Origin of the sequence: Minwuia sp. IMCC3060 (assembly GCF_029909435.1) — a bacterium.
Lineage (GTDB): Bacteria > Pseudomonadota > Alphaproteobacteria > Minwuiales > Minwuiaceae > Minwuia.
Map to the genome: position 1 here is coordinate 2876665 of NZ_CP123782.1, position 25367 is coordinate 2902031.

Genomic DNA, 25367 nt, shown 5'->3' on the forward strand with positions numbered 1-25367 from the left:
GCTGTATCTGCCGTGGTTCATCTGCTGTATGGCCTTACATTCCGATGGTTGTCCCCGTTCCATCCGGGACAGGGACCAGACTGCGGAGAGATGGGAACTGCATGTGCCGGAAGAACGCCTGAGTCCACGCGAAGCGGAGATTGCAAAGGCCTACGCCAGCGGCGATACCTATCACCGGATCGCGGAACGGCTGAGCATCTCGCCGTTGACCGTTCGCACACATCTGGCGGCGATCTATCGCAAGCTCGGCGTATCGTCGAAACTGGAACTGCACAAGGTCCTCAACGGCGCGCCGTCAGTCCGGGCCGACCGGGATGAACAGGCCGCATTGATTTCGGAGCTTGCCCTCAGTCTGGAGGAGTCGATCCGCCGGGAACGCGCGCTTCATGAAGTGCTGAGAATCATCAGCAGTTCCAATGGTGAGCCGGAGAAGGTCATCGCCGCCGTCCTGCACCATACGCTTGAACTTTGTGACGCCGAGTTCGGCGTGCTGTTCGAATATTTCCCCGGTCAGGGGTTCCGGTCGAAATACATGCTGGGCATCCCCCCGGCATTCGAAGAGTGGCTTACCGGTCAGGGAACGTTCCAGGTCGCGGCGGAGACGGGGCTGGGCCGCCTGGTGGCCAGTCGCGACATCGTCAATATCGCCGATGTGCGCGGGGAGGAAATCTACCGCCGGGGTGATCCATTGCGCGAAGCCACGGCCGATCTGGGTGGCGCGAGGTCATTCACGGCCATTCCCATGCTTGCGCGGGACCGGCTGATCGGTGCGTTCACGATCTACCGCCAGCGGGTGCACCCCTTCGACCCGAGAAGTCTGGAGATCGCCGGCGCCTTCGCCGACCAGAGCGTCATCGCGATCGAGAATGCCCGGATGCTCGCCAGCCGGGGATGATCCGTGCTCCGGTCAGGCTGCAGCGGCTTCGCCCTTGTCTCAAGCAGGCTCAGCCTGTGGCAGTGCCATGTCGCCGCGCGGCTCGAAGCAGATGCGGACGGGCATGCCGATGGTGACATCCTCCGGCGCGCAGTTGATCACGTTCATCATCAGCCGTGGCCCCTCCGCCAGATCGATCAGGGCGATGACATAGGGCGCGCGCTCCGCGAAGGCCGGACCGGGTGCGCGGTGGTTGATGGTGAAGGTGAAGACCGTTCCCTGCCCCGAAGCCTCCGAAGCTTCGCCGGTCTCGCCACCGCAGGCGGTACAGCTCTTCTGCGGCGGAAACTGGACGGCATCGCAGGCGGTGCAGCGCGCGAAGGTCAGTCGGCCATCGGTACAGGCATCCCAGAAGGCCTGGCTCTCGGCGTTGGGGGTCGGCAATGGCAGGACGTTTGCGGGATCGGTCATGACTGCCGCTCCAGAATCAGGGAAACATGGGCGGACAGGACTCCGCCGTCACCGTGGACGAAGGCACGGGCCGCATCCGGCACCTGACGTTCGTCCGCCTCACCGCGCAACTGGCGCACGGCCTCCACCACATGGAACGCGCCGCCCGCCGCGCCGGAGTGGCCGAAGCTCAGCAGCCCGCCGTGGGTGTTGCAGGGCAGGCTGCCGCCCAGGTCCAGTGCACCGTCGGAAACCGCCTCCCCCACCGCCCCCTTGGGGAAGAAGCCGATGGACTCCAGTTCGATCGCCAGCGTGATGGTGAAACTGTCGTAGATCTCCGCCACGTCGATGTCGGCGGTGGTCATTCCGGCCTCGGCAAAGGCATCGCGGGCGCTGAACTTGCAGCCGAAGGACTGCATATCCCGGGGGGCGGAGATCAGATGCTCATGCGTGTTCTTCTGCCCCGCACCGACAATGCGCACCTCCGCGCCGTGCCCGGTGGGCGCGGCAGAGACCAGGATACCGGCAGCACCATCGGAAATCAGGGCGCAATCGAACAGGCGCAGCGGGTCGGCGATGACCCGGCTGCCCATCACGTCGTCATGGCTCAGCGGCTTGCGCATCTGGGCGTCCGGGTGACGGCGGGCATGGTTGCGGGTAGTCACGGCAATGTGCGCCAGGTCCGATGCGGTAAGCCCGGTGTCATGCATGTAGCGCCGCGCCACCATGGCATAGGCGGCGGGAATGGTGATGCCATAGGGCACCTCGAACTGTCCGTGGCCGAACTGGGCCAGCGCCGCAACGGCGGCACCCGGTGCCATGCCGCTCAACCGGTTGTCCCCGGTCAGGCAGAGCACATGGCGGCACATGCCGCTTTCCACCAGCGCCTTTGCGGTCATGACCTGCAGGCCGCCGGTGGCCCCGCCCGCGCTGACACAAGCGGAATAGGCGGGCTGGATGCCCAGGTACTCCGCCACGACGGAGGCCAGCATCGGATGCGGTTCGGTGAAGGAGTAGGCGCAGAGCAACCCGTCCACATCGCCGAGATCCAGGCCCGCGTCGGCAACCGCGCCGCGCGCGACCTGCGCATGCAGGCCAAGGCAGGTGGATCCCTCCAGCTTGCCGCAGGCCGTATTGGCCACGCCCGTGATTACAGCCTTTGAAGTACCCATCTGCTCCCCCCGACATCAGGTTTCTCAGCCTACATGGTGGGACACTTGGCTTGAAACCCTTGAACCGCATGGCAGGGCCGACTAGATCATGGCGCGGCCAGAGGCGAGAAACGATCCGGCCTCCTCCGGCCACAATAGTCAGATGCGCAAGCACCATGTCCAGGGTCCATGATCCGGGCGCGGGAGCACAGAACGCATGATCAGGGGAGCAGTGCCGACGTGACAGCCATGCTGGAAGTTCGGAATCTGGTGAAGCAGTTCGGTCACTTCACCGCCGTGGACGGGATAAGTTTCGAGGTGCAGCGCGGCGAAGTGCTGGGCTTCCTCGGCCCCAATGGTGCGGGCAAGTCCACCACCATGAAGATGATCACGGGCTTTCTGGGTCCCACCGCCGGAACGGTCACGGTCAACCAGGTCGATGCGCTGGCCAATCCGATCATGGCCAAGACCCGCATCGGTTACCTACCGGAGGGCGCACCGGCCTATCCCGACATGACCCCTGCGGCATTCCTGAACTTCATCGCCAGCATCCGGGGCCTGGGCGCGAAACAGCGCCGTGAGCGGATTGCGGCGATCACGGAGCGGATCGAGCTCCGCCGGGTGATGGAACAGCCGATCGAGACCCTGTCGAAGGGCTTCAAGCGACGCGTCGGCCTGGCGCAGGCGCTGCTGCATGACCCCGATATCCTGATCCTTGACGAACCGACGGATGGTCTGGACCCGAACCAGAAGTTCCAGGTGCGCGATCTGATCCGCGAACTGGCACCGGAGAAGGCCATCATCATCTCGACCCATATCCTGGAGGAAGTCTCCGCCGTCTGCAGCCGGGCCATGATCATCGCCCACGGCAGGGTCGTCGCCGATGGCACGCCGGGAGAACTGATGGGCCGGTCGCGGTTCCACAACGCGGTCGTGCTGGAACTGAAGGGCGATGGTCAGCCGGATTTCGAGACCATTCGCGCCGACCTGATCCGGGTGCCGGGCGTTGCCAGTGTCGAACCGGACGGCGACCGCCGTGTCGTGGTCTTTCCGAAGGACAGCGCCACCGTCACGGATGGCGTCTCGCAACTGGCCAGTGCACGTGGCTGGCAGATCGGAGCCTTCTATGTCGATCCGGGCCGGATGGACGAAGTCTTCCGCACCATCACGCAGGGGAACTGAGCCATGGGAGCCATGACAACCGTTTTCCGCCGCGAGCTGGCCGGATATTTCGCCACCCCCATCGCGTGGGTGTTCATCGTCATCTTCCTGCTGACCACGGCGGCCTTTGCCTTCTATCTCGGCAACTTCTTCGAGCGTGGGCAGGCCGACCTGCTCAGCTTCTTCACCTATCTGCCGTGGCTGTACCTGTTCCTGATCCCCGCAATCGGCATGCGGCTGTGGTCGGAGGAACGCAAGACCGGCACCATCGAACTGCTGCTGACCCTGCCGATCTCGGTGCCCGCTGCGGTACTGGGCAAGTTCCTGGCGGCCTGGGCCTTCGTCGGCATCGCACTGTCGCTGACTTTCCCGTTCTGGCTGACCGTCAGCTATCTCGGCGATCCCGACCATGGCGTCATCATCGCCAGCTATATCGGTGCGCTGCTGATGGCCGGCGGATACCTGGCCATCACGTCGTGCCTGTCGGCCCTGACCCAGAACCAGGTGATCGCCTTCGTCGTCTCCACGGTCGTCTGCTTCCTGTTCACGGTCTCCGGCACCCCCATCGTGCTGGACTTCGTCAGTGGCTGGGCACCGGAAATGCTGGTGGACCAGATCGCGGGCTTCAGCTTCATCACCCATTTCCAGTCGATCATCGGCGGCGTCATCGACCTGCGTGACCTGGTGTTCTTCGCCAGCCTGATCGGGGTCTGGCTGTTCGCCAACATGATCATCATCGAATACAAGAAATTCGCGGGCTGAGGACGGAACCATGAATCAGCTCAACAGATACAAGTTCATCGCCTTCAGTGGTATCGGTCTGCTGGCCATCCTGTTCTTCGCCGTCAACATCGTGGCGGATGACAGCCTGGAGAACAGCCGCCTCGACCTGACCGAGAACGGCCTCTACACCCTCTCCGACGGCACCCGCAACGTGCTCTCGGGGCTGGAGGAAGACGTTACCCTGCAGCTCTACTATTCGGCGTCCCTTGCCGGGTCGGTACCGGAGATCCGCAACCACGCGGACCGGGTCATGAGCATGCTGGAGGAATTCCGCTCCATCTCGGGCGGGCGCATCCGCCTGGAGCTGATCGACCCGGAACCCTTCTCGGAAGACGAGGACGCGGCTGTCGATGCAGGCCTGAGTGGGGTGCCGCTGGGTGCAGGTGGCGACACCTTCTATTTCGGCCTGGTCGGGCAGAACACGACCGACGATCAGGAAACCATCCCCTTCTTCCAGCCGGAGCGGGGCCGTTTCCTGGAATATGACCTGACCCGGATGGTCTATGGCCTGTCCAACCCTGATCTGCCGAAGCTGATGGTCATCACGACCTTCCCGCTGGATTTCGGACCGGGCGGGGTGCAGGCGGCAATGCGGGGCGAGAGCCGCCCCTACGCGATCACGGAGCCGCTGCGCGGATTCTTCGACGTCGATATTCCGCTGCGCCAGTGGGAGGAGATTCCCCCTGACACCGACGTCATCATGCTGGCCCACGCCCGTAACCTGACGGAACGCCAGCGCTATGCCATCGACCAGTTCATCCTGGGCGGCGGCAAGGCCCTGATCCTTGCCGACCCGTTTTCCGAGGTCGGTGTCCGCCTGCCCTCCCCCGGCGGTGCGCCGGACCCGATGGACCCGCATTCCAGCCTGTTGCCCGAACTGCTCGGCCCCTGGGGCGTGCAGGTGGAGCCGGAGACACTGGTTCTGGACCGCACGCTGGCGACGCGTGTGAACATCGGTCGCGGACGGCGGCAACTGATCGACTATGTGGCCTGGATCCAGGCGGCCGGGCCTGCGCTGAATGCCGACGACCCGGTGACCGCCGACCTCAGCCTGCCGCTGCTGCTGCCCTCCGTCGGGCACATCGAGATCGCGGAGGACAGCCCGCTGAAGGCCGTGCCCCTGATCACCACCACCCGCGAGGCCATGCGCATCCCGGCGTCGAAGCTGCGCTTCCGCCCCGATCCGCAGGGGCTGCTGGCGGACTTCCAGTCGGAGGACCGCCAGTTCGTCATCGCTGCCCGCCTGAGCGGCATCGTGAACTCGACCTTCGATGCAGCGCCTGAAGGTGTCGATGCACCGCATATCGAACGTTCCGCCGAACCGGTCAGCATGATCCTGGTGACGGACGCGGACTTCATCGAGGATACCTACTGGGCCAGTCGCCAGGCGGTCTTCGGGCAGGAGGTGACGCAGCAGACCTCGGGCAATGCCAACTTCCTGATCAACGCCATCGACAATCTCGCCGGTTCCAGCGACCTGATCGGGCTGCGCAGCCGGGGCGAAGGGGATCGTCCCTTCACCGTGATCACCGAACTGCGTCGCGCTGCGGAGCAGCAGTACCTGCAGCAGGAACAGGAACTGGAAGCCCGTCTGAAGGAAACCGAGAAGAAGCTTGCCGAACTGCAGAACCGCGCCGGTGAAGGCGGTGGCCAGTTGCTCTCCACCGAGGAGGCCAAGGCCATTGAATCGTTCCAGAAGGACGTGCTGGACACCCGCCGCGAGCTGCGCGCCGTGCAGCTCAACCTGCGGCGGGATATCGAGGAACTGCAGGACCGCATCAAGGTGATCACCATTGGCGCCATGCCTGCACTGGTGTTCGTCATCGCCATGATACTGGCGCTCTGGCGACGCGGTCGGCGGCGTCGCAGCCAGATGCTGAAGGAGGGCTGAGCCATGCGCCGCACCACCTGGATCGTCCTTCTGTTGCTGACCATTGCCAGCGTCGTCGCCGCAGCCTTCGTGCTGGACCGCAAGGCCGACCGGCTCGCGGCCCGCGAATACGGCCAGGCGCTGTTCCCGGAGCTTGCCGAGCAGATCAACGCCGTCGCCAGGCTGGCGTTCGTGACACCAAAGGGCGCCTGGAGCCTGAGCCGTGACGCAGACGGTCACTGGCATCACGATGCGCGCAACGGCTATCCGGCCGACGCGGACGAGGTGAAGCGGCTGGTGGTTGCCCTGTCGCGCGCCACCATCATCGCGCCGAAGACCAGCGACCCCGAACTGTTTGACCGGCTGGGCCTGGAAGAACCGCAGCCGCTGCCGGAGGGGGAAGTCGACAGCAGCGCCAGGACCATCAAGGTCGTTGCCAGCGATGCCGGCGGCAGCCAACTGGCCGGGGTCATCCTCGGCAAGACCAAGCAGCTTGGCGATGCCACCGAGCCGGCGAAAGTCTATGTCCGCCGCGCCGACGAGAACGAGACCTGGCTGGCGGAGGGCTTCTTCAACCTGAAACCTGCCCCCACCGACTGGCTGGACCGGGAACTGTTCAAGGTCACCAAGGATGTCGTGACCGACATCCGCGTCGCCCGGCCCGACATGCCGGTGCTGGAACTGAACCGCAGCGAGTACGGCTACTTCCACGTGACCGACCTGCCGGAAGGCCTGCAGGAACAGGAAATCCGCCTGACGGCAACAGGCCGGGCGCTGGAGTTCCTGAAACCGCGCGACGTGGCCCCAGAGGCCGAGGTGGACTTCACCGGCGCGACACGGGCGACCTTCACCACGCAGAGCGGCTGGATCGTCACGGTGGACATCCTCGATGCCGGGCGGAAGGTGGACAATACGGATGCCTTCTGGCTGCGTTTCGACGTTCAGTTCGATGCCAGCCTGATCGAGCAGCTTCCGGTCGGTATCGATGGCAAGGAACCGGATCCGATCGTTGCGGAGGATGAGGAAGTCCGCGCACGTGCGGCGGCGGCGAAGGTTGACGGCTGGGCCTACCTGTTCCCGTCCTTCACCGCCGAGAACTTCACGCCGACGCTGGAAACCCTGACCAAACCCAAGGAGGACTCCTGACCCATGACTGCCCAGAGCTATCAGTTCCAGGCAGAGGTTGCGAAGCTTCTGCACATCGTCACCCACTCGCTCTATTCGGAGAAGGAGATCTTCCTCAGGGAACTGATCTCCAATGCCTCCGATGCCTGTGAGCGGCTGCGCTATCTGGCCATTGCCGAACCGGCGCTGACCGAAGGGGACACCGACTTCCGCATCGGCGTGCATGTCGTCAAGGACAAGGGCACGCTGTCGATCACCGACAATGGCGTCGGCATGGATCGCGACGACATGATCGAGAACCTGGGCACCATCGCGCGCTCCGGCTCGACCGCTTTCATGGACCAGCTTGCCGAAGGTCAGGGCAAGGATGGCAAGGGACCGGACCTGTCGGTCATCGGACAGTTCGGCGTCGGCTTCTATTCCGCCTTCATGGTGGCGGAGGAAGTCTCGGTCACCAGTCGCCGGGCCGGTGCGGATACCGCCTTCACCTGGGTTTCCGGCGGGACGGGCGAATACACGATCGAGGAATCGGCGCGTGACGGTCGCGGCACCACCGTGGAACTGAAGGTCCGCGACGAGCAGAAGGAATTCCTGGAGACCTGGCGGCTGCGCCAGATCATCGAGACCTATTCCGATCACATCACCTGGCCGATCACCATCACCGCCAGCGACGATGAGGCGGACGCGGAGAACGAGCCCGTCAACAAGGCATCCGCCCTCTGGACCCGCCCCAGGTCGGAGATCACCGAACAGCAGTACACCGAATTCTATCGCCATGTCGGCGGTGCCTTCGACGAGCCCTGGACCGTTCTGCACAGCCGGATCGAGGGCAAGGTCGAGTACACGCTGTTGCTGTTCGTGCCGACCGAGAAGCCTTTCGACCTGTTCCATCCGGACCGCAAGCACCGGGTGAAGCTGTACGTGAAGCGGGTCTTCATCACCGATGAGGCGGAGGGGCTGGCCCCCAGCTATCTGCGGTTCCTGCGCGGTATCGTGGATTCCGAAGACCTGCCCCTGAACGTCAGCCGCGAGATGCTGCAGAACGAGCCGATGCTGCGTCACATGCGCGGCCAGATCGTCAAGCGCGTGCTGGGCGAACTGGAGAAGAAGGCGGAGAAGGACCCGGAGGGCTTCACCACCTTCTGGCGCAACTTCGGCGCGGTGCTGAAGGAAGGCATCTACGAGGATCACGAGGTCGGCCCCCGTATCCTGAAACTGGCACGCTTCGACAGCACCGCGGGCGACGAGCTGACCAGTCTCAGCGGCTATGTCGAGCGCATGAAGCCGGGACAGGAAGCGATCTATTACATCACCGCCGACGATCTGGCCGCCGCACGCCGCAGCCCGCATCTGGAGGGTTTCCGGAAGAAGGGTATCGAGGTGTTGCTGCTGACCGATGCGGTCGATGATTTCTGGCTGCAGGCGCATGGCGAGTTCGATGGCAAGCAGCTGAAGTCCGTCACCCGTGGCGGTGCCGACCTGTCAAAGATCGAGGACGCGGAATCAACGGACGACGATCAGGACAAGCCGGAAGCCCCGAAGGAGGGGGACATGGCCACCCTGATCGCGGCGTTCAGGGAAACGCTGGGCGACGCGGTGAAGGATGTCCGCACCTCCGACCGGCTGGCCGAAAGCCCGGTCTGCCTGGTGGCCGACGACAACGACATGGACATGCGGCTGGAGCGGATGCTGAAGGCACACAAGCAGGTGGACGCCGCATCGAAAAGGGTGCTGGAGATCAATCCGCGCCACGCGCTGGTGATCCGCCTGGTTGATCGCATGCGCGAGGACGGCCTGAATGCGGACATCGAGGAGGCGGCGCGGCTGCTGTTCGACCAGGCCCGCATCATCGAGGGCGAACCGCTGGACGATCCGGCGGCCTTCAGCAGGCGCATGGCGAACTTCATGTCCCGGGCGATCTGATCCGCGGACGGTCCCGGAAACAGTTCGGCCCTCCCCCTGGCCAGGGGGAGGGCCGCGCAGTTTCAGGCGCTGATCGGCGCGAAGTCCGGATCAGGCAACCTTGGCGACCGAACCGATGATCTTCTGCTGGCCGGACAGGCGGTAGGGTTCGAAACGCGGCTCCGCCGCATCCAGGGACGCGCGCATCCGGCTGACCAGTGCATCGATCTCTTCCTTCGAGTGATGCGCCATGACCTGCAGGCGGAACCGGGCACCGTTGCGGGCAACAGCCGGATATTCCACCAGGTTGACGATCGCGCCGCGGGCCTGCAGCTCCTGCGCCGCGATGCGCGCCAGTCCTTCGGCACCGATATGCACCGGCACGATGGCGGACGGGTCACCCGTCGCATCGAACTTGGCCCGTTTCAGTTGCTCCCGCAGATACAGCGTATTGTCCATCAGGGACTTGCGCAGCCTGCGGCCTTCCTCGGAGCGCACGATCTCGAAGGCCTTCAGCACCACGGCCGACTGCATCGGCGACAGGGCGTTGGAGAAGGTCTGCGGCGCGCTGTAGTACTTCAGGTATTCCTTCACCGACCTGGAACCGGCAACGACGAAGCCACCGTTGGAGGCGAAGGTCTTGGAGAAGCTGCCGACGATGATGTCCACATCATCCAGCATGTTCTGCAGACCAAGCTGACCGCGACCATCCTCGCCCAGGCAACCCAGGTCATGGGCGGCATCGACCAGCAGCGTGGCGTTGTATTCGCGGCAAAGCTCCTGCAGTTCCCGGAGCTTCGGCGTGTCGGAGTCCATGGAGAACAGGCTTTCCGTCACCACCAGGATGCCGTTCACCGTATCACGGTCACGAATGCGCTTCAGCTTCCGCTTCACGCCGTCCAGGTTCAGATGGCCGTGCAGGTGAATGTTGCGGGTTGCCGCGGCGGCACCCTGCTGCATGCAGGAATGGGCCAGAACGTCCATGACGACATGGTCATCGGGGCGGACCAGCCCCTGGATCGCACCGAAACCGGCGGACCAGCCGGTCGGGAACAGGACCGTGTGATCGCGGCCCGTGAAATCGGAGATCTCCTGCTCCAGACGCAGGGACCCGGTAGTGTTGCCAAGCAGCGCGGCGGAACCGGCGCTGTGCGCGCCATAGCGCTCCACGGCCTCGATGGCGGCGGCCTTCACTTCCGGGTGGGACGCCAGGCTGAGATAGTCCTGGGACGCGAAGTTGACACCTTCCAGCGCATGGCCGGTATCGTCCAGCGCGCTGCATGACGACGTCGGCGCGGTGGCGGTGGAACGGGAATAGGGCCAGAGCGCGTTGCGGCGACGCAGGTTCTGCCATTCGAAGAACGGATCAACCCGGCCAAGCAGGTTTGCGCCCTTGATCTCGCGGTAGTCACGCAGGCTGCCCGTCAGGGCTTCGGGTGGGATTGCATTCTCGCGGTCCATTGTCTGGCTCCTCGGCTCCAACAACCATCCCCTTCTGGGACGGCGGCAATTCTTGCTGGGCAAAGAATGCCGGTGCCGGATTTAAGATGCCGTGAATCAAGATGGTTAAGACGCGTTAACCGGGAAATTCTGCGCGTGCCGCGATGATGGGCAGGGAGGGAGAGACGTCGACCTCCCTGCCAACAGACCGCGACGGCGGCCCGGTGATCGGTCGCCGCCCCGTCGCAGCGGACGGGCGATGCGCGTTGAGCGTGAGACAGGAATTGATGGTGGCCGCTGTGGGACTTGAACCCACACGGGCATACGCCCAACGGATTTTAAGTCCGGTCTGTCTACCAATTCCAGCAAGCGGCCCCATGTGGCAAGCGGATGCGCGGTATGCGCTGGTCACAATCCGGTTCTGACGGAACCGCCGGGAACTGTCCAGAGCTTGTTCTGGCTGCGGGTCCATGGCAGAAACCGCGCGTCGGGGTGGTTGTATCGAATCAGGCGACGGGACCGGAGTGATCATGGCAAAGCGGGTACGCAAGGCAGTATTTCCAGTTGGAGGCATGGGCACCCGCTTTCTGCCGGCAACCAAGTCGCTGCCGAAGGAGATGCTGCCCGTCGTCGACAAGCCGCTGATCCAGTATGCGGTGGAGGAAGCGCAGGCGGCGGGGATCGAGGAATTCATCTTCGTCACCGGTCGCGGCAAGTCAGCCATCGAGGATCATTTCGACCATTCCTGGGAACTGCAGACCAATCTGAAGGACCGCGGCAAGGAGGAGATCCTTGACCTCGTCACCTCCGTCCTGCCGCGCGCAGGCACCATCGCCTATACCCGCCAGCAGGAGCCGCTGGGCCTGGGTCACGCAGTCTGGTGCGCGCGCAACCTGGTGGGCAACGAACCCTTCGCCGTGCTGCTGGCCGATGACCTGATCCTGTCCGACGTCCCCTGCCTGCAGCAGATGGTGACGGCACATGACCGGCGCGGCGGCAACATGATCGCCGTCATGGATGTCCCGCCGGAGCATACCAACCGCTACGGCATCGTCTCCCCCGGCAAGGTTACGGGCGATCTGGCCGAAGTACTGGGCCTGGTCGAGAAACCGGCGCCGGATGTCGCCCCCTCCACCATGGCCGTCATCGGGCGCTATATCCTGCAGCCGGAGATCTTCGGCCTGCTCGAAAGCCAGGACCCCGGCGCGGGCAACGAGATCCAGCTGACCGACTCCCTGGCGCGGCTGATCGGCAAGCAGCCGTTCCACGGCCATCGCTTCGAAGGCGTCCGCTACGACTGCGGCGACAAGGTCGGTTTCATTCAGGCGACCATCGCCTATGCACTGGCGCGGGAGGATATGGGTCCGGACGTTGCCGCCCACATCCGTGCCCTCGCAAAAACGCTCTGACCGCCAGGTACGCCGAAAGGTAGATCCACATGAAAGTTGCAATGATCGGCACGGGCTATGTTGGCCTGGTCTCCGGTGCCTGCTTTTCCGAGTTCGGCCACGACGTGATCTGCGTCGACAAGGACGCCGACAAGATCGCGCGCCTGCTGGACGGCGTGATGCCGATCTTCGAACCTGGCCTCGACAACCTTGTCGCCCGCAATGTGGAGGCGGGACGGCTGCGGTTCACCACCGACCTGGACTCAGCGTTGGCGGATATTGACGCGGTGTTCATCGCGGTGGGCACACCCAGCCGCCGCGGCGCGGGTGATGCCGACCTCAGCTATGTCTACGGCGCGGCGGAAGAGGTCGCCAGGGCGGTCTCCGGCTATACGGTCGTGGTCACCAAGTCCACGGTCCCGGTCGGCACCGGCGCGGAAGTGAAACGGATCCTGGCCAAGGCCAACCCGACGGCCAGGTTCGACGTCGTCTCCAACCCGGAATTCCTGCGCGAAGGCGCGGCGATCGAGGATTTCATGCGCCCCAACCGGATCGTCTGCGGCGTCGAGTCGGAGAAGGCGGAGCAGGTCATGCGCGATCTCTATCGGCCGCTGTTCCTGAACGAGACCCCGATGGTCTTCACCACGCTGGAGACATCGGAACTGATCAAGTACGCGGCCAACTGCTTCCTGGCGACCAAGATCACCTTCATCAACGAAATCGCGAGCCTGTGCGAGCAGGTCGGCGGTGACGTGCAGGCGGTGGCGCGCGGCATCGGCCTGGACAAGCGCATCGGCAACCTGTTCCTGCATGCCGGGCCAGGCTATGGCGGATCCTGCTTCCCCAAGGACATTCGCGCCCTGATCGCGACGGCGGAGCAGAACGGCAGTCCCCTGCGCATCATCGAGGCTGTCGATCAGGTCAACGAGGACCGCAAGCGGGCCATGGCGCAGAAGATCATCGATGCCTTTGGCGGCGACGTCGCAGGCAAGACGATTGCCGTGCTGGGCGTGACCTTCAAGCCGAACACGGACGACATGCGCGAAAGCCCCAGCCTGGACATCCTGCCCGCGCTGCAGAAGGCCGGGGCCAGCCTGCGTGCCCATGACCCGGAGGGCATGGAAGAAGCCGCGAAGATGATGCCTGGCATCACCTGGTGCGACGATGCCTACGATGCGATGAAAGGTGCGGACGGTGCGACGATCCTGACGGAATGGAACGCCTATCGCGCGTTGGACCTTGATCGGGTCAAGGGACTGCTGTCGGAACCGCTGCTGGTCGATCTGCGCAACATCTATGCGCTGGACGAGATGCGGAATGCCGGCCTGCGCTATGTCAGCGTCGGTCGCAGGACCGTCGATTGAGGGAGACCCGGACGATGAAGGCCCATGTGTTCCATCCGACCGTGCTGCGCGAATACGACGTGCGCGGCACCTATGGCGAGACCCTGACCGAAGACGATGCGCGTGCCCTCGGCGCGGCCTTCGGCACCCGCGTGGTGCGTGAAGGGGGACGCCATGTGGCCATCGGACGGGACGGACGCATGAGCTCACCGTCACTTTCGGCGGCACTGAGCGAGGGGCTGCGGAGCGCGGGCTGCGATGTGACCGACATCGGTCTCGGCCCGACCCCGATGCTCTATTTCGCCACCTACCACCTGCCGGCCGATGCGGGGATCATGGTCACCGGCTCGCACAATCCGCCGGACATGAACGGCCTGAAGATGATGCTGTCGGGCAAGGCGTTCTTCGGTGATGACATCCTGGAACTGGGCAAGATCGCCGCCGCCGGTGACTTCGCCACCGGCGCAGGCGCGGAAACCCGGCGCGACATCAAGGATGCCTACACGGAAGCAGTCGCGGCCGCCTATGGCTCCAGCCGTGAATTCTCCGTTGTCTGGGACTGCGGCAATGGTGCTGCCGGTGCAGTGATCAATGAACTGGTGCGTCGCCTGCCCGGTCGGCACATGCTGATCTGCGAGGAAGTGGACGGCACCTTCCCCAACCATCATCCCGATCCGACAGTGCCCGCCAACATGGAGCAACTGGCCAGCGCGGTGCGCGGCATTGGTGCCGACTTCGGTATCGGCTTCGACGGGGACGGGGACCGGATCGGCGTCGTCGACGGCGATGGCGTGATGCTCTATGGCGACCAGATCATGCTGCTGCTGGCGCGGGCCGTGCTGGCGGACCATCCCGGGGCAACCATCATCGCCGACGTGAAGTCGAGCCAGATCCTGTTCGACGGGATTCAGGAAGCCGGTGGCGAGCCCCTGATGTTCCGCAGCGGCCATTCCCTGATCAAGGCCAAGATGGCGGAGCTGAAATGCCCGCTGGCCGGGGAAATGTCCGGCCACATCTTCTATGCCGACAAGTGGTACGGCTTCGACGATGCGCTCTATGTGGGCGTGCGCTTCCTGGACATGCTGGCCAATGCCGACCAGTCGGTGGCGGAGATGCGCAAGGCCATGCCGGCCCTGCTCAATACGCCGGAGCTGCGCTTCGACTGTGCCGATGAACGCAAGTTCACGGTGATCGAGGAAGTGGTGGGCCGTCTGCGGGCAGCCGGCACCACATTCTCCGACATCGACGGCGCCCGCGTGATGAACGACGACGGCTGGTGGCTGCTGCGCGCCTCCAACACCCAACCCGTTCTGGTTGCCCGCTGCGAGGCGACAACGGCAGAGGGGCTGGAGCGTCTGAAGGTCTCCCTGGTCGAACAGCTGACAGCCTCCGGCCTGGAAGCTCCCGCGGACCTGTAACCGCGCCCCGCCGTATCAGATCATCGACGGCAGCCAGGTCGCGATGATGGGGAAGGCGATCATCAGCGCCGCATAGACCAGACCGACCATGACGAATGCCGGAACCGCGCGGAAGGCACTGTCCGGTGCCTCGTCGATCACGGCCGCCGCCGTGTAGACCCCGACGCAGACCGGTGGCGTCAGCAGTCCCAGCCCGACGAAGGCACCGAACACGACGTAGAAGTGCAGGATATCGATGCCCAGGTGGTCGATGATGGCGATGAACACCGGGATCGTCAGGTAGATCACCGGCACCACCTCCAGGAAGGTACCGAGCAGCAGACAGATCACACCCACCATGATCAGGAAGGTCAGAGGTGTGGCACCGAACTCGATGAAGAAGGTGACGAGGTCCTGCGGCGCCCGCGTGAAGGTCAGGATCACCGAGAGGAACGTCGCCATGGCGATGATGGAGAAAATGACGGTTGTCATGATCGCCGTCGCCTTCAGCGCCTCCAGTATCCCGCGCACCGTCAGTTCACGGTGCACCAGGAAGCCGACGATGATCGCCCAGAAGGCTGCGACCGAAGCCGACTCGGACGGGGTCAGCAGCCCGGAATAGATGCCGCCCAGAATGATCAGCGGCGTCATCAGTCCCGGAATGGCGGCAACAAAGGCCTGGCCGCGCGCGCGCCAGCCGGAGCGCTCATCGCGTTGCATCTTCCGACAGGCCCACATGACGTAGACGATCAGCAGCCCCATGAAGACGAAGCCCGGCAGGATTCCGGCGGCAAAGGTCTTCGACACCGGCACGTTGGTCAGTGCACTGAAGATGATGGCCCCGTTCGACGGTGGTATCAGCGCCTCCAGCAGGCCAGCGGTCGCAGCCAGCACGACGACGAAGCGTTTGGTATATCCACGCTCCACCATGATCGGCATCAGGATCGAACCGACCGCGGTGATTGCAGCCAGAATGGAACCGCAGAAGGCGGCAAAGAACCCCATGGCAAGCACCATGGCGATGCCGAGGCCGCCCGGCAGATGACCGACCAGCGTCACCGAGAGATGGACCAGCCGCCGCGCCACACCGGCCTGCAACATGACAAGTCCGGCAAAGATGAACAGCGGGATCGAAAGCAGCACATGCTTGGTCACCGCGCCGAATGAAACCTGCAGCAGGGTCGTGAACGGCTGGTGCAGTTCCAGGGTGGCGACAAGGCTGGAGCCAATGCCGAAGACCAGGAAGATCGGCACCGAAAGGATCAGCAGGACCAGAGCCAGAAAGGCGGCAGGTGCGATCATGTCGGTTTCGCCTCTTCACCGGGCAGCATGCCCGCCAGCAACAGGATCTCGCGCAGCACCAACTCAAGCGCAAACAGCGACAGGATGCCGAAACCGGTCGGAAAGGCGGCGTACAGGAACCAGAACGGGAACTGGATCTCAGTCTCGGTGACCTCACCCAGCATGTGGAAGAAACCCGTCGCCTCGATCCCTGCATTGCAGAAATAGATGCCGGACACGAGCGCAACCAGTCCCACGATGAGACGCAGGATCTGGGCAGGTCCGGCAGGCAGCAGGGTAGGCGCGACATCCACCGAGATATGGCGCCCGCTGCGCAGCAGGACCCCCATCAGCGGGAAGACGCACCATGGCAGCAGGAACGGCGGCAGGTCATTCATCCAGGCATAGCCCCGCCCGGTGACATGCCGCTCCACCGCCGCCGCGAACAGCGCCAGCACGGCGAAGGCGACGATGGCCATGCCCAGCCCGAGCGCAACCCGCTGGATCAGTGAATTGGTGCCGTAGAGCAGCCGATAAGCGCTGAGCAGCAGCCTCACGCCCCCGCACTCCGCGGGGACGTGATGGCGGCTACCAGCCTATTTGCCGGCTGCATAGGCCTTCAGGGCGGCAAAGACATCCGCATCGACCTCTTCGGCCAGCAGCGGCTCGACCTTGGATGCTTCCAGGGCACGCAGCTTGGCGAGTTCTGCCCCCTCAAGCACGGAGACAGTGCCGCCATGTTCGGCCACGAACTCCTCATGCACGGCAGCGGAGGCCTTCATGATGTCGGCCGTCGATTCCTCGCCCAGCCGTGCCCCCTCTTCGGCCAGCACCTGCCGCACATCTTCGGGAAGGCGGTCCAGCCAGGCCTGGTTGGCCATGATGTAGGCATCCGCGAAGGAGATCCACGGCAGCTGCACCGCGGTCAGATGCTCCCACCAGCTATAGGCCTTGATGGCCCCCGGAACGGTCGAGACCGTATCGATGGTGCCATTCTGCAGGCCGGTATAGACCTCACGCGTGGGCAGGGAGACCATCTTGCCCACATCCAGCGCCGTCCAGCGCGCACGATCCGCATTGCTCAGCACACGGGCCTTCAGGCCAGCCATCGACGCAACCGTCTCCAGCTTGCTTGCCGAGGAATAGATCGCGGCCGGGCCGACCGGGTTGTAGGCAACCACCGCAGTACGGGTGCGGGTCAGGATGTTTTCCCAGACTTCCTTGCCCTTGGGATCGTTCTCGAAGAAATTGCGCTGGTCCTCGAAGCTGGAGAAATAGCCCGGGAACGCAGTGACATTGTAGTTCCGGTTGATCGGCGGAAAGCTGACGATGCCGACCACGGCACCCATCTCCACGGAACCGGAGGCCAGCGCGCCCATGATCTCGCGGATGCCGAAGAGCTGGCCCGCCGGGAACACGTCGATGCGCAGCTTGCCCTTCAGGCGCTCGTTCACCCGGTCGATGAACTTGATGGCCTGAACGGAGGCCGGATGCTGCGGTCCCCAATGGGTGGAGAACTTCGCCACCATCTCCTCGGCGCTTGCCGTCCCGGCTGCCAGAGCCATCGTCGTGGCGAGCACCGCCCCCCTGATCAATCCCTTCATTCGTTCTCTCCCCTTGCATGTCCTGCATCCTGCCTGTTGCGGATGCCTGTTTCCGTGTTTGTGTCGTGCGGTCTCAGTGCTGCCGTGTCAGGGCTTGAAGAAAGGCCTGTCACCCTTGATCGTGACGCGGTGGCCCTTGCGCTCCTCCGGCCAGTAGTCCCAGAGCGCGCGGTGCTGGACACAGCGGTTGTCCCACAGCGCCACGTCATTCTCCGACCAGTGGAACCGCGTCACCATCAACTGCTCCTCCATGTGGCGGAACAGGAAATCGAGCAGGTTGCGGCTCTCTGCCTTGGAAAGCTCGTTGATCCGCGTCGTGAAGCCGCCGTTGACATAGAGCGCCTTGCGACCGGTCGCCGGATGGGTCCTGACCACGGGATGCACCGCCGAGGGATAGACCTTGTCCGAGTCGTCCACGCCCCGGTCGGAATATCGCCCGCGATAGATGTGCTCCGACTCGTGGGTCGCGGTCAGCCCCTCCAGGAAGGACTGCATCGCCGGCGACAGCGTGTCATAGGCGCCGTACATGCTGGCGAACATGGTGTCGCCGCCGGCGCTTGGCAGGATGTGCATCTGCAGCATGGTACCCAGCGGCGGCTCGGTATCGCAGGAGACATCGGTGTGCCAGCCTTCCCCGTTGGCGATCTTCGAATCCTTGTGGGCGTGGATGACGAAGACCGGCGGATAGCCCTCCAGATGCGGTGCCGCCGGATGGAAATGCAACGGCCCGAACATCTTCCCGATCTCGACCTGCACACCGGGGTCAATGCGTGACTGGTCCTTGAAGAACAGCACCTGATATTCGTGGAATGCACGCTCCACCTCGGCGAATTCCTCTGCCGTCAGCCCGTTGGCCAGATCGACACCCCGAACCTCCGCCCCGATGTTGGGCGACGTACGACGCACATCCAGGATGGCGTAGCCTGTGCTCATGTCATTCATGCTGGTGCTCCTTCTGGAACGCCGGACCGGCACGGTGCCGGCACGGTGATTGTGCCCCTCAGACGGGCCGGTCGCCCTTGACCGTGACCCGGAAACCGGACCGGACATTGGGGAAATAGTCCCACATCGCGTGGTGCAGGGTGCAGCGGTTGTCCCACATGGCGACCGAGTTCGGCTGCCAGCGGAACCGGCACTGGAACTGCGCCTTCTCGATGTGGTTGAACAGGAAGCCGAGGATGGCGTTGCTCTCGTCCTTAGGCACACCGTCCACATGGGTGGTGAAGGCACGATTGACGTAGAGCGCCTTGCGGCCCGTCTCCGGATGGGTCCGCACGATCGGGTGCGAAGAAGCCGGATAGGCCTTGGCCGAGGTATCGACACCCTGGCGCCCGGCACGGTCGCGATAGTTGGGACCGCCGTCATGGGTCGCGGTCAGCCCGTCGAGCAACCGCTTCATCGGGTCCGACAGCGCGTCATAGGCGGCGTACATGCTGGCGAAAAGCGTGTCGCCCCCCAGCGGCGGCAGCGTGTGCAGACGCAGGATGCTCATCATCGGCGGCTCGGCATCGCAGGAAACATCCGAATGCCAGCTGTCGCCCGCCGTCCGTGTGGTCTTCTCGTCCGCATGGATGACCAGGATTTCGGGATGATCCTTCACCCCGTCGTTGTAGTCGTTCGCGGCCGGATGAATGTGCAGGTCACCGAACCGGAGGCCAAGCGCCTTGTGGGCATCGATGCTGATATCCTGGTCCCGGAAGAACAGCACGCTGTGATCCAGGAATGCCTTCCGGAGAGCAGAGAACCCGTCATCGTCGATGTTTGCCAGATCCACCCCGCTGACTTCCGCACCGATGATCGGAGTCACCGGTGAGACCGTCATGCCTGCTGCCATGATGCCCTCCTCCCCAGGAAAGCAGGCATCGTGTCCCGATGCCTGTTACTGATTAATGTAACTGCATCACATCACTTTGGCAAAGCGTGATATGGAACAAACGCGGGTATGTCAGTCGTGCGGTAGGGCTGAGCGATGCCCGCCGGATGCCCAGTGGTTCAGCAACCGGTCCGCCATCCAGGCATGAAAGTCGCGCGTCGTGGTCTCAAGGACCGGCGTCAGGACACCCCCATCGAACGCCGGTGAATGGCGTCCCGCCTGCATCCGTTCCACGGGAGAGATGTCCTCCCCGAACACGACCTGCCAGAGGCGGGTGTTGGCTTCACGCAGCGCCGCATAGTCCACCCCGGTTGCGGCATCCTCAGAGAAATAGCCGATACGGATGCGCTCCTGGGTACGCTCCGGGCCGTCCGGCAGCAACAGGATGGAGAACCAGTGGTCGGAATGCACCCCGAGCAGCAGGTTGGGATACAGCGCGACATACTCCCCGCGGGTCTGCCAGTATTCGCCGAGTCCCCCCACCTTGGGGAAGCCCAGCCCGTCCGCGTCCAGCACCGGTCGATAGACCAGACTGATCTGCCCGGCAAAGCCATCATCGCCCACCAGCAACTCATGATCCTCGATCCGGGAATAGCTGTTCAGGGCAGGGTGCACGGACGGCAGGTGATAGCTCTCCAGATAATTCTCCACCGCCAGCTTCCAGTTGGCGTTCAGCACCATATCGAAGGTACTGTCCGCGCCACCGCTGCGGAAATCCGCGTCGGCGAACGCGGACCAGCGCGCCTGCAGGCCGGACCTGGCTGCATCGAAGGCGGGGGCAGTGCCGGACAGATCGACGAAGACCGTGCCGAACCAGACCGCCGACCGCACCTCGATCAGGCCCAGTCTCGTCGGGTCCAGGTCGGCATGGGTATCCTGGCCCACGCCACCCACATGCGGTGTCCGGTCAAGACTGCCATCCAGCCTGTAGCACCAGGAGTGATAGGGGCAGCGGATCACGCGGCCGGTGCGGCCCGGCTCCACCACCAGCTTCATGCCGCGATGACGGCAGACATTGTGAAACACGCGCACCACGCCGTCCCTGTCGCGCACCAGCAGCAGTGGCGTGTCGGTCAGATCGACGGGAAAGACCGTACCGGGCCGGGGAACGTCCGCCTCGAACGCGATGCCGATCCAGGCTTGACGCAGAACCGCGTCCGCTTCCGCCGCCAGCGTCCGCGCGTCGGTATAGGCTTCGTTGGGCAGGGCCGCGGTCGTATTGGCGCGGTCCGCCACGTGACGCAGGGCGGCGACCAGGCTGTCATCGACAAGATTGCGTCCACGCGGGCTGTCCATCGTAACCTCCTGATCCCTGATCAGGCGATGATCAGCCCATTGCGGTCAGCGCGGAATGCTCCGACGCGAACACTGGCTGTTTCGTTCGCGACGCCCCCTGCCATTCAGCCGTCGGCGACAGTGACCTCGGCACGGATCTCGTAGGCCCCCATGGCTTCCCTCACCTTCGCTGCGGCGGCCTCCCTGTCGCCCTCGCCGGAAATAGTCGCGGTTGCCAGCGTGCCATGAAGCTTGTCGGTGCGGACGTCGATGGCGATCTCGACCTGCATCTCCTTCGCCAGCGGCGCGAACTCCCGTTCATAGACCCGTCGCGCCGCGTCCAGCCGCAGTTGCGGCTTGAAGATCTTGCCGACGCCGGTCAGCGGCATCTCGGTCATCGCGATGATCTCGACCGGGTTCGCGGCACGCTCCGGAATGCGTTCGGCAACAAAGGCTTTCAGATTGTCCACGGTCTCGGTCTTGCCGGCACCGAACTGGACATAGGCCACGGGAATCTCACCAACGCGCTTGTCCGGGCGTCCGACCGCAGCCGCCAGTTCCACCGCCGGATGCTGGTACAGCACGTCCTCGATGGTTGCCGGATCGATATTGTGGCCGCCGCGAATGATCAGATCCTTGGCCCGTCCGGTCAGCCAGACGTAGCCATCCGCGTCCATCCGGCCCAGGTCCCCGGTATCGAACCAGCCGCTGTGGCGGTCCCCGCCCAGCCAGGCCTTCGAGTCATGGACTTCATCCAGATAACCGCCGAAGACCTGCGGACCACGCACCACCACCAGACCGATCTCGTCCGTGCCACAATCCCGCGCGATACCGCCCTTGCCGTCCGGTTCGACGATGCGCAACTGCATGTAGGGCTGCCGCAGCCCCACGGAGCCGACGCGAATGTCCCCCAGATAGGGATTGATCGTCGCAAAGCCGTGGGTCTCCGTCATGCCCCAGCCCTCGACCAGCGGAATGCCCAGCTTCTTCATCGCCGCATTGGCAACCTCGACGGAGAGTGTCGAACCGCCGACGCCGCCGAACTGCACCCGACTGAGATCATGATCTCCGACCGGCATCTGCAGCAGCATCGACCAGACCGTCGGCACGATGGGGATCTTGGTCCAGCCGAGGCGCGCGCAGTTGGCGTAGAAATCGCGCAGGGAGTTCGGGTTGCGATACCCCTCCGCCCCCAGCATGGTCACCGTCCGGCCCCAGACAAACGGCATCAGGCTGTAGCAGGTGCCGCCACCGACATGAAACAGCGGAATGCCCAGGGGATAATGCTGCGGCCCGTGACTGCTGTCGGTCGGGTCCGGCATGCAGTTGCCGAAGGTCCAGCTGTGCAGCATCAGGCCCTTCTGCGTGTGGCGCGCCAGCTTCGGCACCCCGGTGGTGCCCCCAGTGTGGAAGTAGGCGGCGACGTCGTCCAGATGGAAGTCGCGATCGAACGTCAGCCGGTCGTCCGCGACACCCTTGATCGCCTCCTCGTAGGAAACGACATCGGGTGTGCTTGCAGCCGGGCCACCGACCCGGATCAGCGTGATATGCGGCAGGGCCGCCTTCACCGCTTCCGCCTTGGGCCAGGGATCGGGGCTGATGGACGGATCGCAGGCGACCAGAACCTTCGTCCCCGCCGCCTTGCAGATGCCGACGATATGATCGACTTCCAGGAAGGGGTTCACCGGGTTCGCGATGCCCGCTGTTTCCGAACCCCAGAGGAAATACTGCGTCTCCGGGATGATCGGCATCAGCAGGGTCACGACATCCGTATCGCCGATCCCGAGATCACGCAGCAGGTTGGCGGTGGCCGTGATGCGGGCCAGCAGGTCGCGATACAGGATCGTCTGGGGTTCGTCATCCAGCTGCCCGTGCGCCAGAAAATGGATGGCAGGCCGGTCGGGCCAGGCGTTCGCCGACTTCGCGATTGCCGCGTAGACGTTCTCCGCCATCAGCCTGTCCTGCCAGGGGGTCTGCTCGACCTCCTCGACTTCCGCCAGCGTCGTCGGGATCTGTCGCACGATGTTCATCCTCCCCAGGGTGAAGTTTCTCTCTGCTGCAACGATAGCCATCCCCGATCCGCCGTCCAGCGTTCAGGCTGACCCGGGTCGGTATCGGTGACATGATGCGTGCATGGACATGCCCGATCAGCCAGCAGGCGACGAGACCTGCCCGCCCCTGCCCGCCGACCTGCGACCGTTTCTGGTCCGATGGGCCGGGTTCGCCGACATGGCTGCACCACCTTTCACCCACCGGATGCCGGCCACCACCTTCCTGCCGCTGATCATCAACTTCGCTGACCCTTATCTGATCCATGCCGGGCACAGGCCAGGCGCGGAAGCCGCCCACCACACGTTCACCGCCGGTCTGATCGACCGGTTCACCGTCGTGCGCTCCGTCGGCCCGGTGCATTGCGTGCAGGTGGACTTCACGCCTGCGGGTGCACGCGCATTCTTCCGCATCCCGCTGACGGAGATCACGGGGCAGGTGGTCAGTCTGGCGGATCTGCTGGGGCAGGATGGCCGCGACATCGTGGAAAGGCTCGCGCTCTGCGGCAACTGGCCGGAACGGTTCCGCATCCTGGAGCAGTTCCTGCGCGAGCGTATCCTGCCGGGAGCGCGGCAGAGTGCGGCTGTCATGCAGGCATTGCGGGCGATCGAGGCCAGCGCCGGTACGGCCCGGATCAGCCGACTGGCGCAAGAACTGGATATCAGCAGGGAGCATCTGACCCGGCGTTTCTCCGCCGAGGTCGGCATTGCTCCGAAGGCCTATGCCCGCATTGTCAGATTCGAGAATGCACTGCAGCAGCTTCAGGACGGATCGGACAATGTGGCCGCCATTGCGCACGGGACCGGGTACGCCGATCAGGCCCATCTGACGCGGGAGTTCGCGCGCATGGCGGGGACGACACCGGGGCAGGTCTGAGCAGGTCACATTTGTTCAATCCGCCTGCCCGGGCACTTGTCATCATGCCGGTCCGAACCATTGGACAGGAGGACCGCAAATGGCCGACGCCCCCATCGAACCACCACGCATCTACCTCACCCGCCGCTATCGCAACTGCCCGGCCATGATCGACTGGCTGGTGGACGTGATCGGCTTCCGGCGCCATTTCGTCGTGGAAGACGGCCAGGGCGGCATTGCCCATGCCCAGCTTGCCCTGGGTTCGGCGCTGATCATGGTTGGCAGCGCCCGTGATGACGAATTCGGCCAGGCCGTTGGGCAGCCCGGACCTGCCGCAGGCGACGGGACGTCCGTCTACATCGCCATCGATGATGCAGACGCACTCTGCGCCAGGGTCATCGCATCAGGTGTGGAGGTTCCAAGGCCGGTCGAGGACACGGACTATGGCAGCAGGGAATTCTCCTGCCGCGATCTGGAGGGGCTGTACTGGAATTTCGGAACCTACTGGCCGCAGGCCAGCGAGACGGAAAGCACGTCCTGAAGTCAGGCATCAGACCTGACGGTCAGCAGCCTTTCAGTCGGCGGCGTCCGCAATGCGGACGTCGTCCCAGTCCGTGGAGACCGCATTCTCGATGACATAGGCGGTCGGGTCCGCGAACAATGCATGCAGCAGCTTGTTGTTCAGCGCATGACCGGCCCGCTCACCATGGTAGTGGCCGATGATCTGGTAGCCTGCGGTACGCAGGTCGCCGATGGCGTCCAGCAGCTTGTGCCGCACGCTCTCGTCACCGAAACGCAGGCCTTCCGGATTCAGGACCTTGTCGCCCTGGACAACGACCGCATTGTCGAGGGAGCCGCCACGGGCAAGGCCCATGGACCGCATCTTCTCGATCTCCTCGAACAGGCAGAACGTCCGTGCGGGCGCAATGTCCTCTTCGAAATCGCCGAAGTCGGGATGGAACTGCGTCGACTGGCTGGCCAGCAGCGGATTGTCGAAGGCGATGTTGAAGCTGAGACGGAACTCCTCCGACGGCGTCAGGCGGGCCCAGTAGTCGCCTTCACCGACGCGCACTTCCTTCAGCACCCGCAGCACGCGGCGCGGCGCATTCTGTTCGACGATACCGGCTTCACGGATCATCTCCACGAAAGGACCGGCACTGCCGTCCATGACAGGTGTCTCGGCGCCTGAAACATCAACGATGACATTGTCCACGCCCTTGCCGGACAGGGCCGCCATGACGTGTTCGATGGTCGCCACACTGGCACCATGGGCGTTGGCGATGACCGTGCAGAGCCGCGTATCGGCAACATGGTCATGGCGTGCGGGGATCAGCGCGGCGTTTCCGTCCATGTCGGAGCGGCGGAAGACAATACCAGTCCCCGGCTCGGCAGGCGAAAAGGCAATCGTCACGTCCAGCCCCGAGTGCAGCGCTGTTCCGTGGCGTTCGACGCGTCGTGCGATGGTCCGTTGCAGGCTCACGCGATGTCCCCTCTGGACAGTCGGCTCCCCGCCGACAAATGAGTTCGATGCCACTCCCCACACCGG

At 64.3% G+C, this 25367-nt stretch carries 22 protein-coding genes and 1 tRNA gene; 11 read left to right on the top strand and 12 right to left on the bottom strand.

Annotation, left to right across the window (positions count from 1 at the left end):
• The first annotated feature begins 103 nt into the window (after nt 1-103).
• Complete coding sequence (locus QGV54_RS13500) at nt 104-895, top strand: LuxR C-terminal-related transcriptional regulator (protein ID WP_281016321.1); 792 nt, start codon at nt 104-106, stop codon at nt 893-895.
• 39 nt (nt 896-934) lie between these two features.
• Here the strand turns inward: QGV54_RS13500 and QGV54_RS13505 are convergent, their stop codons facing one another.
• Both QGV54_RS13505 and QGV54_RS13510 read right to left on the bottom strand, forming a co-directional pair.
• Nucleotides 935-1345, bottom strand: coding sequence for a Zn-ribbon domain-containing OB-fold protein (locus tag QGV54_RS13505; protein WP_281016320.1), 411 nt, complete (start codon nt 1343-1345; stop codon nt 935-937).
• Nucleotides 1342-2496: a thiolase family protein gene (locus tag QGV54_RS13510; protein WP_281016319.1), complete on the bottom strand. Its 1155-nt coding sequence runs from the start codon at nt 2494-2496 to the stop codon at nt 1342-1344. Before QGV54_RS13510 ends, QGV54_RS13505 begins: the two co-directional genes overlap by 4 nt.
• Before the next feature lie 228 nt (nt 2497-2724).
• Here QGV54_RS13510 and QGV54_RS13515 point away from each other — a divergent pair, with 228 nt between their 5' ends.
• From QGV54_RS13515 to htpG, 5 genes are read left to right on the top strand one after another with little or no spacing between them, the layout of a single operon-like run.
• The gene (locus tag QGV54_RS13515; RefSeq protein WP_281019866.1) at nt 2725-3657 is read left to right on the top strand and encodes an ABC transporter ATP-binding protein; all 933 of its coding nucleotides are present in this window, start codon (nt 2725-2727) and stop codon (nt 3655-3657) included.
• Nucleotides 3658-3660: 3 nt separating this feature from the next.
• On the top strand, nt 3661-4398 hold the full coding sequence (locus QGV54_RS13520; protein ID WP_348638757.1) for an ABC transporter permease subunit: 738 nt from the start codon (nt 3661-3663) through the stop codon (nt 4396-4398).
• 10 nt (nt 4399-4408) lie between these two features.
• Nucleotides 4409-6310, top strand: a complete 1902-nt coding sequence (locus QGV54_RS13525) for a GldG family protein (protein WP_281016317.1) — start codon at nt 4409-4411, stop codon at nt 6308-6310.
• A gap of 3 nt (nt 6311-6313) precedes the next feature.
• Nucleotides 6314-7435 (top strand): DUF4340 domain-containing protein, encoded by a 1122-nt coding sequence (locus tag QGV54_RS13530; protein ID WP_281016316.1) that lies wholly within the window; start codon nt 6314-6316, stop codon nt 7433-7435.
• 3 nt (nt 7436-7438) lie between these two features.
• Nucleotides 7439-9337 carry a molecular chaperone HtpG gene (gene htpG, locus QGV54_RS13535; RefSeq protein WP_281016315.1) on the top strand — a complete coding sequence of 633 codons (1899 nt, stop codon included), beginning with the start codon at nt 7439-7441 and terminating at the stop codon, nt 9335-9337.
• 90 nt (nt 9338-9427) lie between these two features.
• On the opposite strand, the gene QGV54_RS13540 is transcribed toward htpG, so the two are convergent.
• On the bottom strand, nt 9428-10777 hold the full coding sequence (locus QGV54_RS13540; protein WP_281016314.1) for an aminotransferase class I/II-fold pyridoxal phosphate-dependent enzyme: 1350 nt from the start codon (nt 10775-10777) through the stop codon (nt 9428-9430).
• Between the two features lie 267 nt (nt 10778-11044).
• Nucleotides 11045-11131, bottom strand: a tRNA-Leu gene (locus tag QGV54_RS13545).
• Nucleotides 11132-11286: 155 nt separating this feature from the next.
• Between QGV54_RS13545 and galU the strand changes: the two genes are divergently transcribed.
• The 3 genes from galU to QGV54_RS13560 are packed head-to-tail and all read left to right on the top strand — an operon-like array spanning nt 11287 to nt 14905.
• Nucleotides 11287-12165 (top strand): UTP--glucose-1-phosphate uridylyltransferase GalU, encoded by an 879-nt coding sequence (gene galU, locus QGV54_RS13550; RefSeq protein WP_281016313.1) that lies wholly within the window; start codon nt 11287-11289, stop codon nt 12163-12165.
• Between the two features lie 29 nt (nt 12166-12194).
• Complete coding sequence (locus QGV54_RS13555) at nt 12195-13508, top strand: UDP-glucose/GDP-mannose dehydrogenase family protein (RefSeq protein ID WP_281016312.1); 1314 nt, start codon at nt 12195-12197, stop codon at nt 13506-13508.
• Nucleotides 13509-13522: 14 nt separating this feature from the next.
• Nucleotides 13523-14905, top strand: coding sequence for a phosphomannomutase/phosphoglucomutase (locus tag QGV54_RS13560; RefSeq protein ID WP_281016311.1), 1383 nt, complete (start codon nt 13523-13525; stop codon nt 14903-14905).
• A 15-nt stretch (nt 14906-14920) separates the two neighbouring features.
• Here the strand turns inward: QGV54_RS13560 and QGV54_RS13565 are convergent, their stop codons facing one another.
• The 7 genes from QGV54_RS13565 to QGV54_RS13595 all read right to left on the bottom strand — a co-directional run bounded on the left by QGV54_RS13565 (nt 14921) and on the right by QGV54_RS13595 (nt 22938).
• Nucleotides 14921-16186 carry a TRAP transporter large permease gene (locus QGV54_RS13565; RefSeq protein WP_281016310.1) on the bottom strand — a complete coding sequence of 422 codons (1266 nt, stop codon included), beginning with the start codon at nt 16184-16186 and terminating at the stop codon, nt 14921-14923.
• Entirely contained in the window at nt 16183-16722 is a 540-nt protein-coding gene (locus QGV54_RS13570) for a TRAP transporter small permease (RefSeq protein ID WP_281016309.1), read from the bottom strand. The genes QGV54_RS13565 and QGV54_RS13570 overlap by 4 nt, the downstream gene beginning before the upstream one ends.
• 39 nt (nt 16723-16761) lie before the next feature.
• On the bottom strand, nt 16762-17769 hold the full coding sequence (gene dctP, locus QGV54_RS13575) for a TRAP transporter substrate-binding protein DctP (protein WP_281016308.1): 1008 nt from the start codon (nt 17767-17769) through the stop codon (nt 16762-16764).
• Nucleotides 17770-17856: 87 nt separating this feature from the next.
• Nucleotides 17857-18711, bottom strand: a complete 855-nt coding sequence (locus tag QGV54_RS13580) for a TauD/TfdA family dioxygenase (RefSeq protein WP_281016307.1) — start codon at nt 18709-18711, stop codon at nt 17857-17859.
• 58 nt (nt 18712-18769) lie between these two features.
• Complete coding sequence (locus QGV54_RS13585) at nt 18770-19603, bottom strand: TauD/TfdA family dioxygenase (RefSeq protein WP_281016306.1); 834 nt, start codon at nt 19601-19603, stop codon at nt 18770-18772.
• A gap of 111 nt (nt 19604-19714) precedes the next feature.
• Complete coding sequence (locus QGV54_RS13590; protein ID WP_281016305.1) at nt 19715-20938, bottom strand: aromatic ring-hydroxylating dioxygenase subunit alpha; 1224 nt, start codon at nt 20936-20938, stop codon at nt 19715-19717.
• A 104-nt stretch (nt 20939-21042) separates the two neighbouring features.
• Nucleotides 21043-22938 carry an acyl-CoA synthetase gene (locus QGV54_RS13595; protein ID WP_281016304.1) on the bottom strand — a complete coding sequence of 632 codons (1896 nt, stop codon included), beginning with the start codon at nt 22936-22938 and terminating at the stop codon, nt 21043-21045.
• Nucleotides 22939-23050: 112 nt separating this feature from the next.
• Here QGV54_RS13595 and QGV54_RS13600 point away from each other — a divergent pair, with 112 nt between their 5' ends.
• Nucleotides 23051-23842: a helix-turn-helix transcriptional regulator gene (locus QGV54_RS13600; RefSeq protein ID WP_281016303.1), complete on the top strand. Its 792-nt coding sequence runs from the start codon at nt 23051-23053 to the stop codon at nt 23840-23842.
• 79 nt (nt 23843-23921) lie between these two features.
• Complete coding sequence (locus QGV54_RS13605; RefSeq protein ID WP_281016302.1) at nt 23922-24362, top strand: VOC family protein; 441 nt, start codon at nt 23922-23924, stop codon at nt 24360-24362.
• 33 nt (nt 24363-24395) lie between these two features.
• Here QGV54_RS13605 and lpxC read toward each other — a convergent pair whose 3' ends face one another.
• Nucleotides 24396-25301: a UDP-3-O-acyl-N-acetylglucosamine deacetylase gene (gene lpxC / locus QGV54_RS13610; protein WP_281016301.1), complete on the bottom strand. Its 906-nt coding sequence runs from the start codon at nt 25299-25301 to the stop codon at nt 24396-24398.
• Nucleotides 25302-25367 lie beyond the last annotated feature (66 nt).

What these genes read in the sequence shown, in the direction of transcription:
- QGV54_RS13505 (WP_281016320.1), bottom strand. Translation starts at nt 1,345, where the DNA reads ATGACCGATCCCGCAAACGTCCTGCCATTGCCGACCCCCAACGCCGAG.
- QGV54_RS13510 (WP_281016319.1), bottom strand. Translation starts at nt 2,496, where the DNA reads ATGGGTACTTCAAAGGCTGTAATCACGGGCGTGGCCAATACGGCCTGC.
- QGV54_RS13515 (WP_281019866.1), top strand. Translation starts at nt 2,725, where the DNA reads ATGCTGGAAGTTCGGAATCTGGTGAAGCAGTTCGGTCACTTCACCGCC.
- QGV54_RS13520 (WP_348638757.1), top strand. Translation starts at nt 3,661, where the DNA reads ATGGGAGCCATGACAACCGTTTTCCGCCGCGAGCTGGCCGGATATTTC.
- QGV54_RS13525 (WP_281016317.1), top strand. Translation starts at nt 4,409, where the DNA reads ATGAATCAGCTCAACAGATACAAGTTCATCGCCTTCAGTGGTATCGGT.
- QGV54_RS13530 (WP_281016316.1), top strand. Translation starts at nt 6,314, where the DNA reads ATGCGCCGCACCACCTGGATCGTCCTTCTGTTGCTGACCATTGCCAGC.
- htpG (WP_281016315.1), top strand. Translation starts at nt 7,439, where the DNA reads ATGACTGCCCAGAGCTATCAGTTCCAGGCAGAGGTTGCGAAGCTTCTG.
- QGV54_RS13540 (WP_281016314.1), bottom strand. Translation starts at nt 10,777, where the DNA reads ATGGACCGCGAGAATGCAATCCCACCCGAAGCCCTGACGGGCAGCCTG.
- galU (WP_281016313.1), top strand. Translation starts at nt 11,287, where the DNA reads ATGGCAAAGCGGGTACGCAAGGCAGTATTTCCAGTTGGAGGCATGGGC.
- QGV54_RS13555 (WP_281016312.1), top strand. Translation starts at nt 12,195, where the DNA reads ATGAAAGTTGCAATGATCGGCACGGGCTATGTTGGCCTGGTCTCCGGT.
- QGV54_RS13560 (WP_281016311.1), top strand. Translation starts at nt 13,523, where the DNA reads ATGAAGGCCCATGTGTTCCATCCGACCGTGCTGCGCGAATACGACGTG.
- QGV54_RS13565 (WP_281016310.1), bottom strand. Translation starts at nt 16,186, where the DNA reads ATGATCGCACCTGCCGCCTTTCTGGCTCTGGTCCTGCTGATCCTTTCG.
- dctP (WP_281016308.1), bottom strand. Translation starts at nt 17,769, where the DNA reads ATGAAGGGATTGATCAGGGGGGCGGTGCTCGCCACGACGATGGCTCTG.
- QGV54_RS13580 (WP_281016307.1), bottom strand. Translation starts at nt 18,711, where the DNA reads ATGAATGACATGAGCACAGGCTACGCCATCCTGGATGTGCGTCGTACG.
- QGV54_RS13585 (WP_281016306.1), bottom strand. Translation starts at nt 19,603, where the DNA reads ATGGCAGCAGGCATGACGGTCTCACCGGTGACTCCGATCATCGGTGCG.
- QGV54_RS13590 (WP_281016305.1), bottom strand. Translation starts at nt 20,938, where the DNA reads ATGGACAGCCCGCGTGGACGCAATCTTGTCGATGACAGCCTGGTCGCC.
- QGV54_RS13600 (WP_281016303.1), top strand. Translation starts at nt 23,051, where the DNA reads ATGGACATGCCCGATCAGCCAGCAGGCGACGAGACCTGCCCGCCCCTG.
- QGV54_RS13605 (WP_281016302.1), top strand. Translation starts at nt 23,922, where the DNA reads ATGGCCGACGCCCCCATCGAACCACCACGCATCTACCTCACCCGCCGC.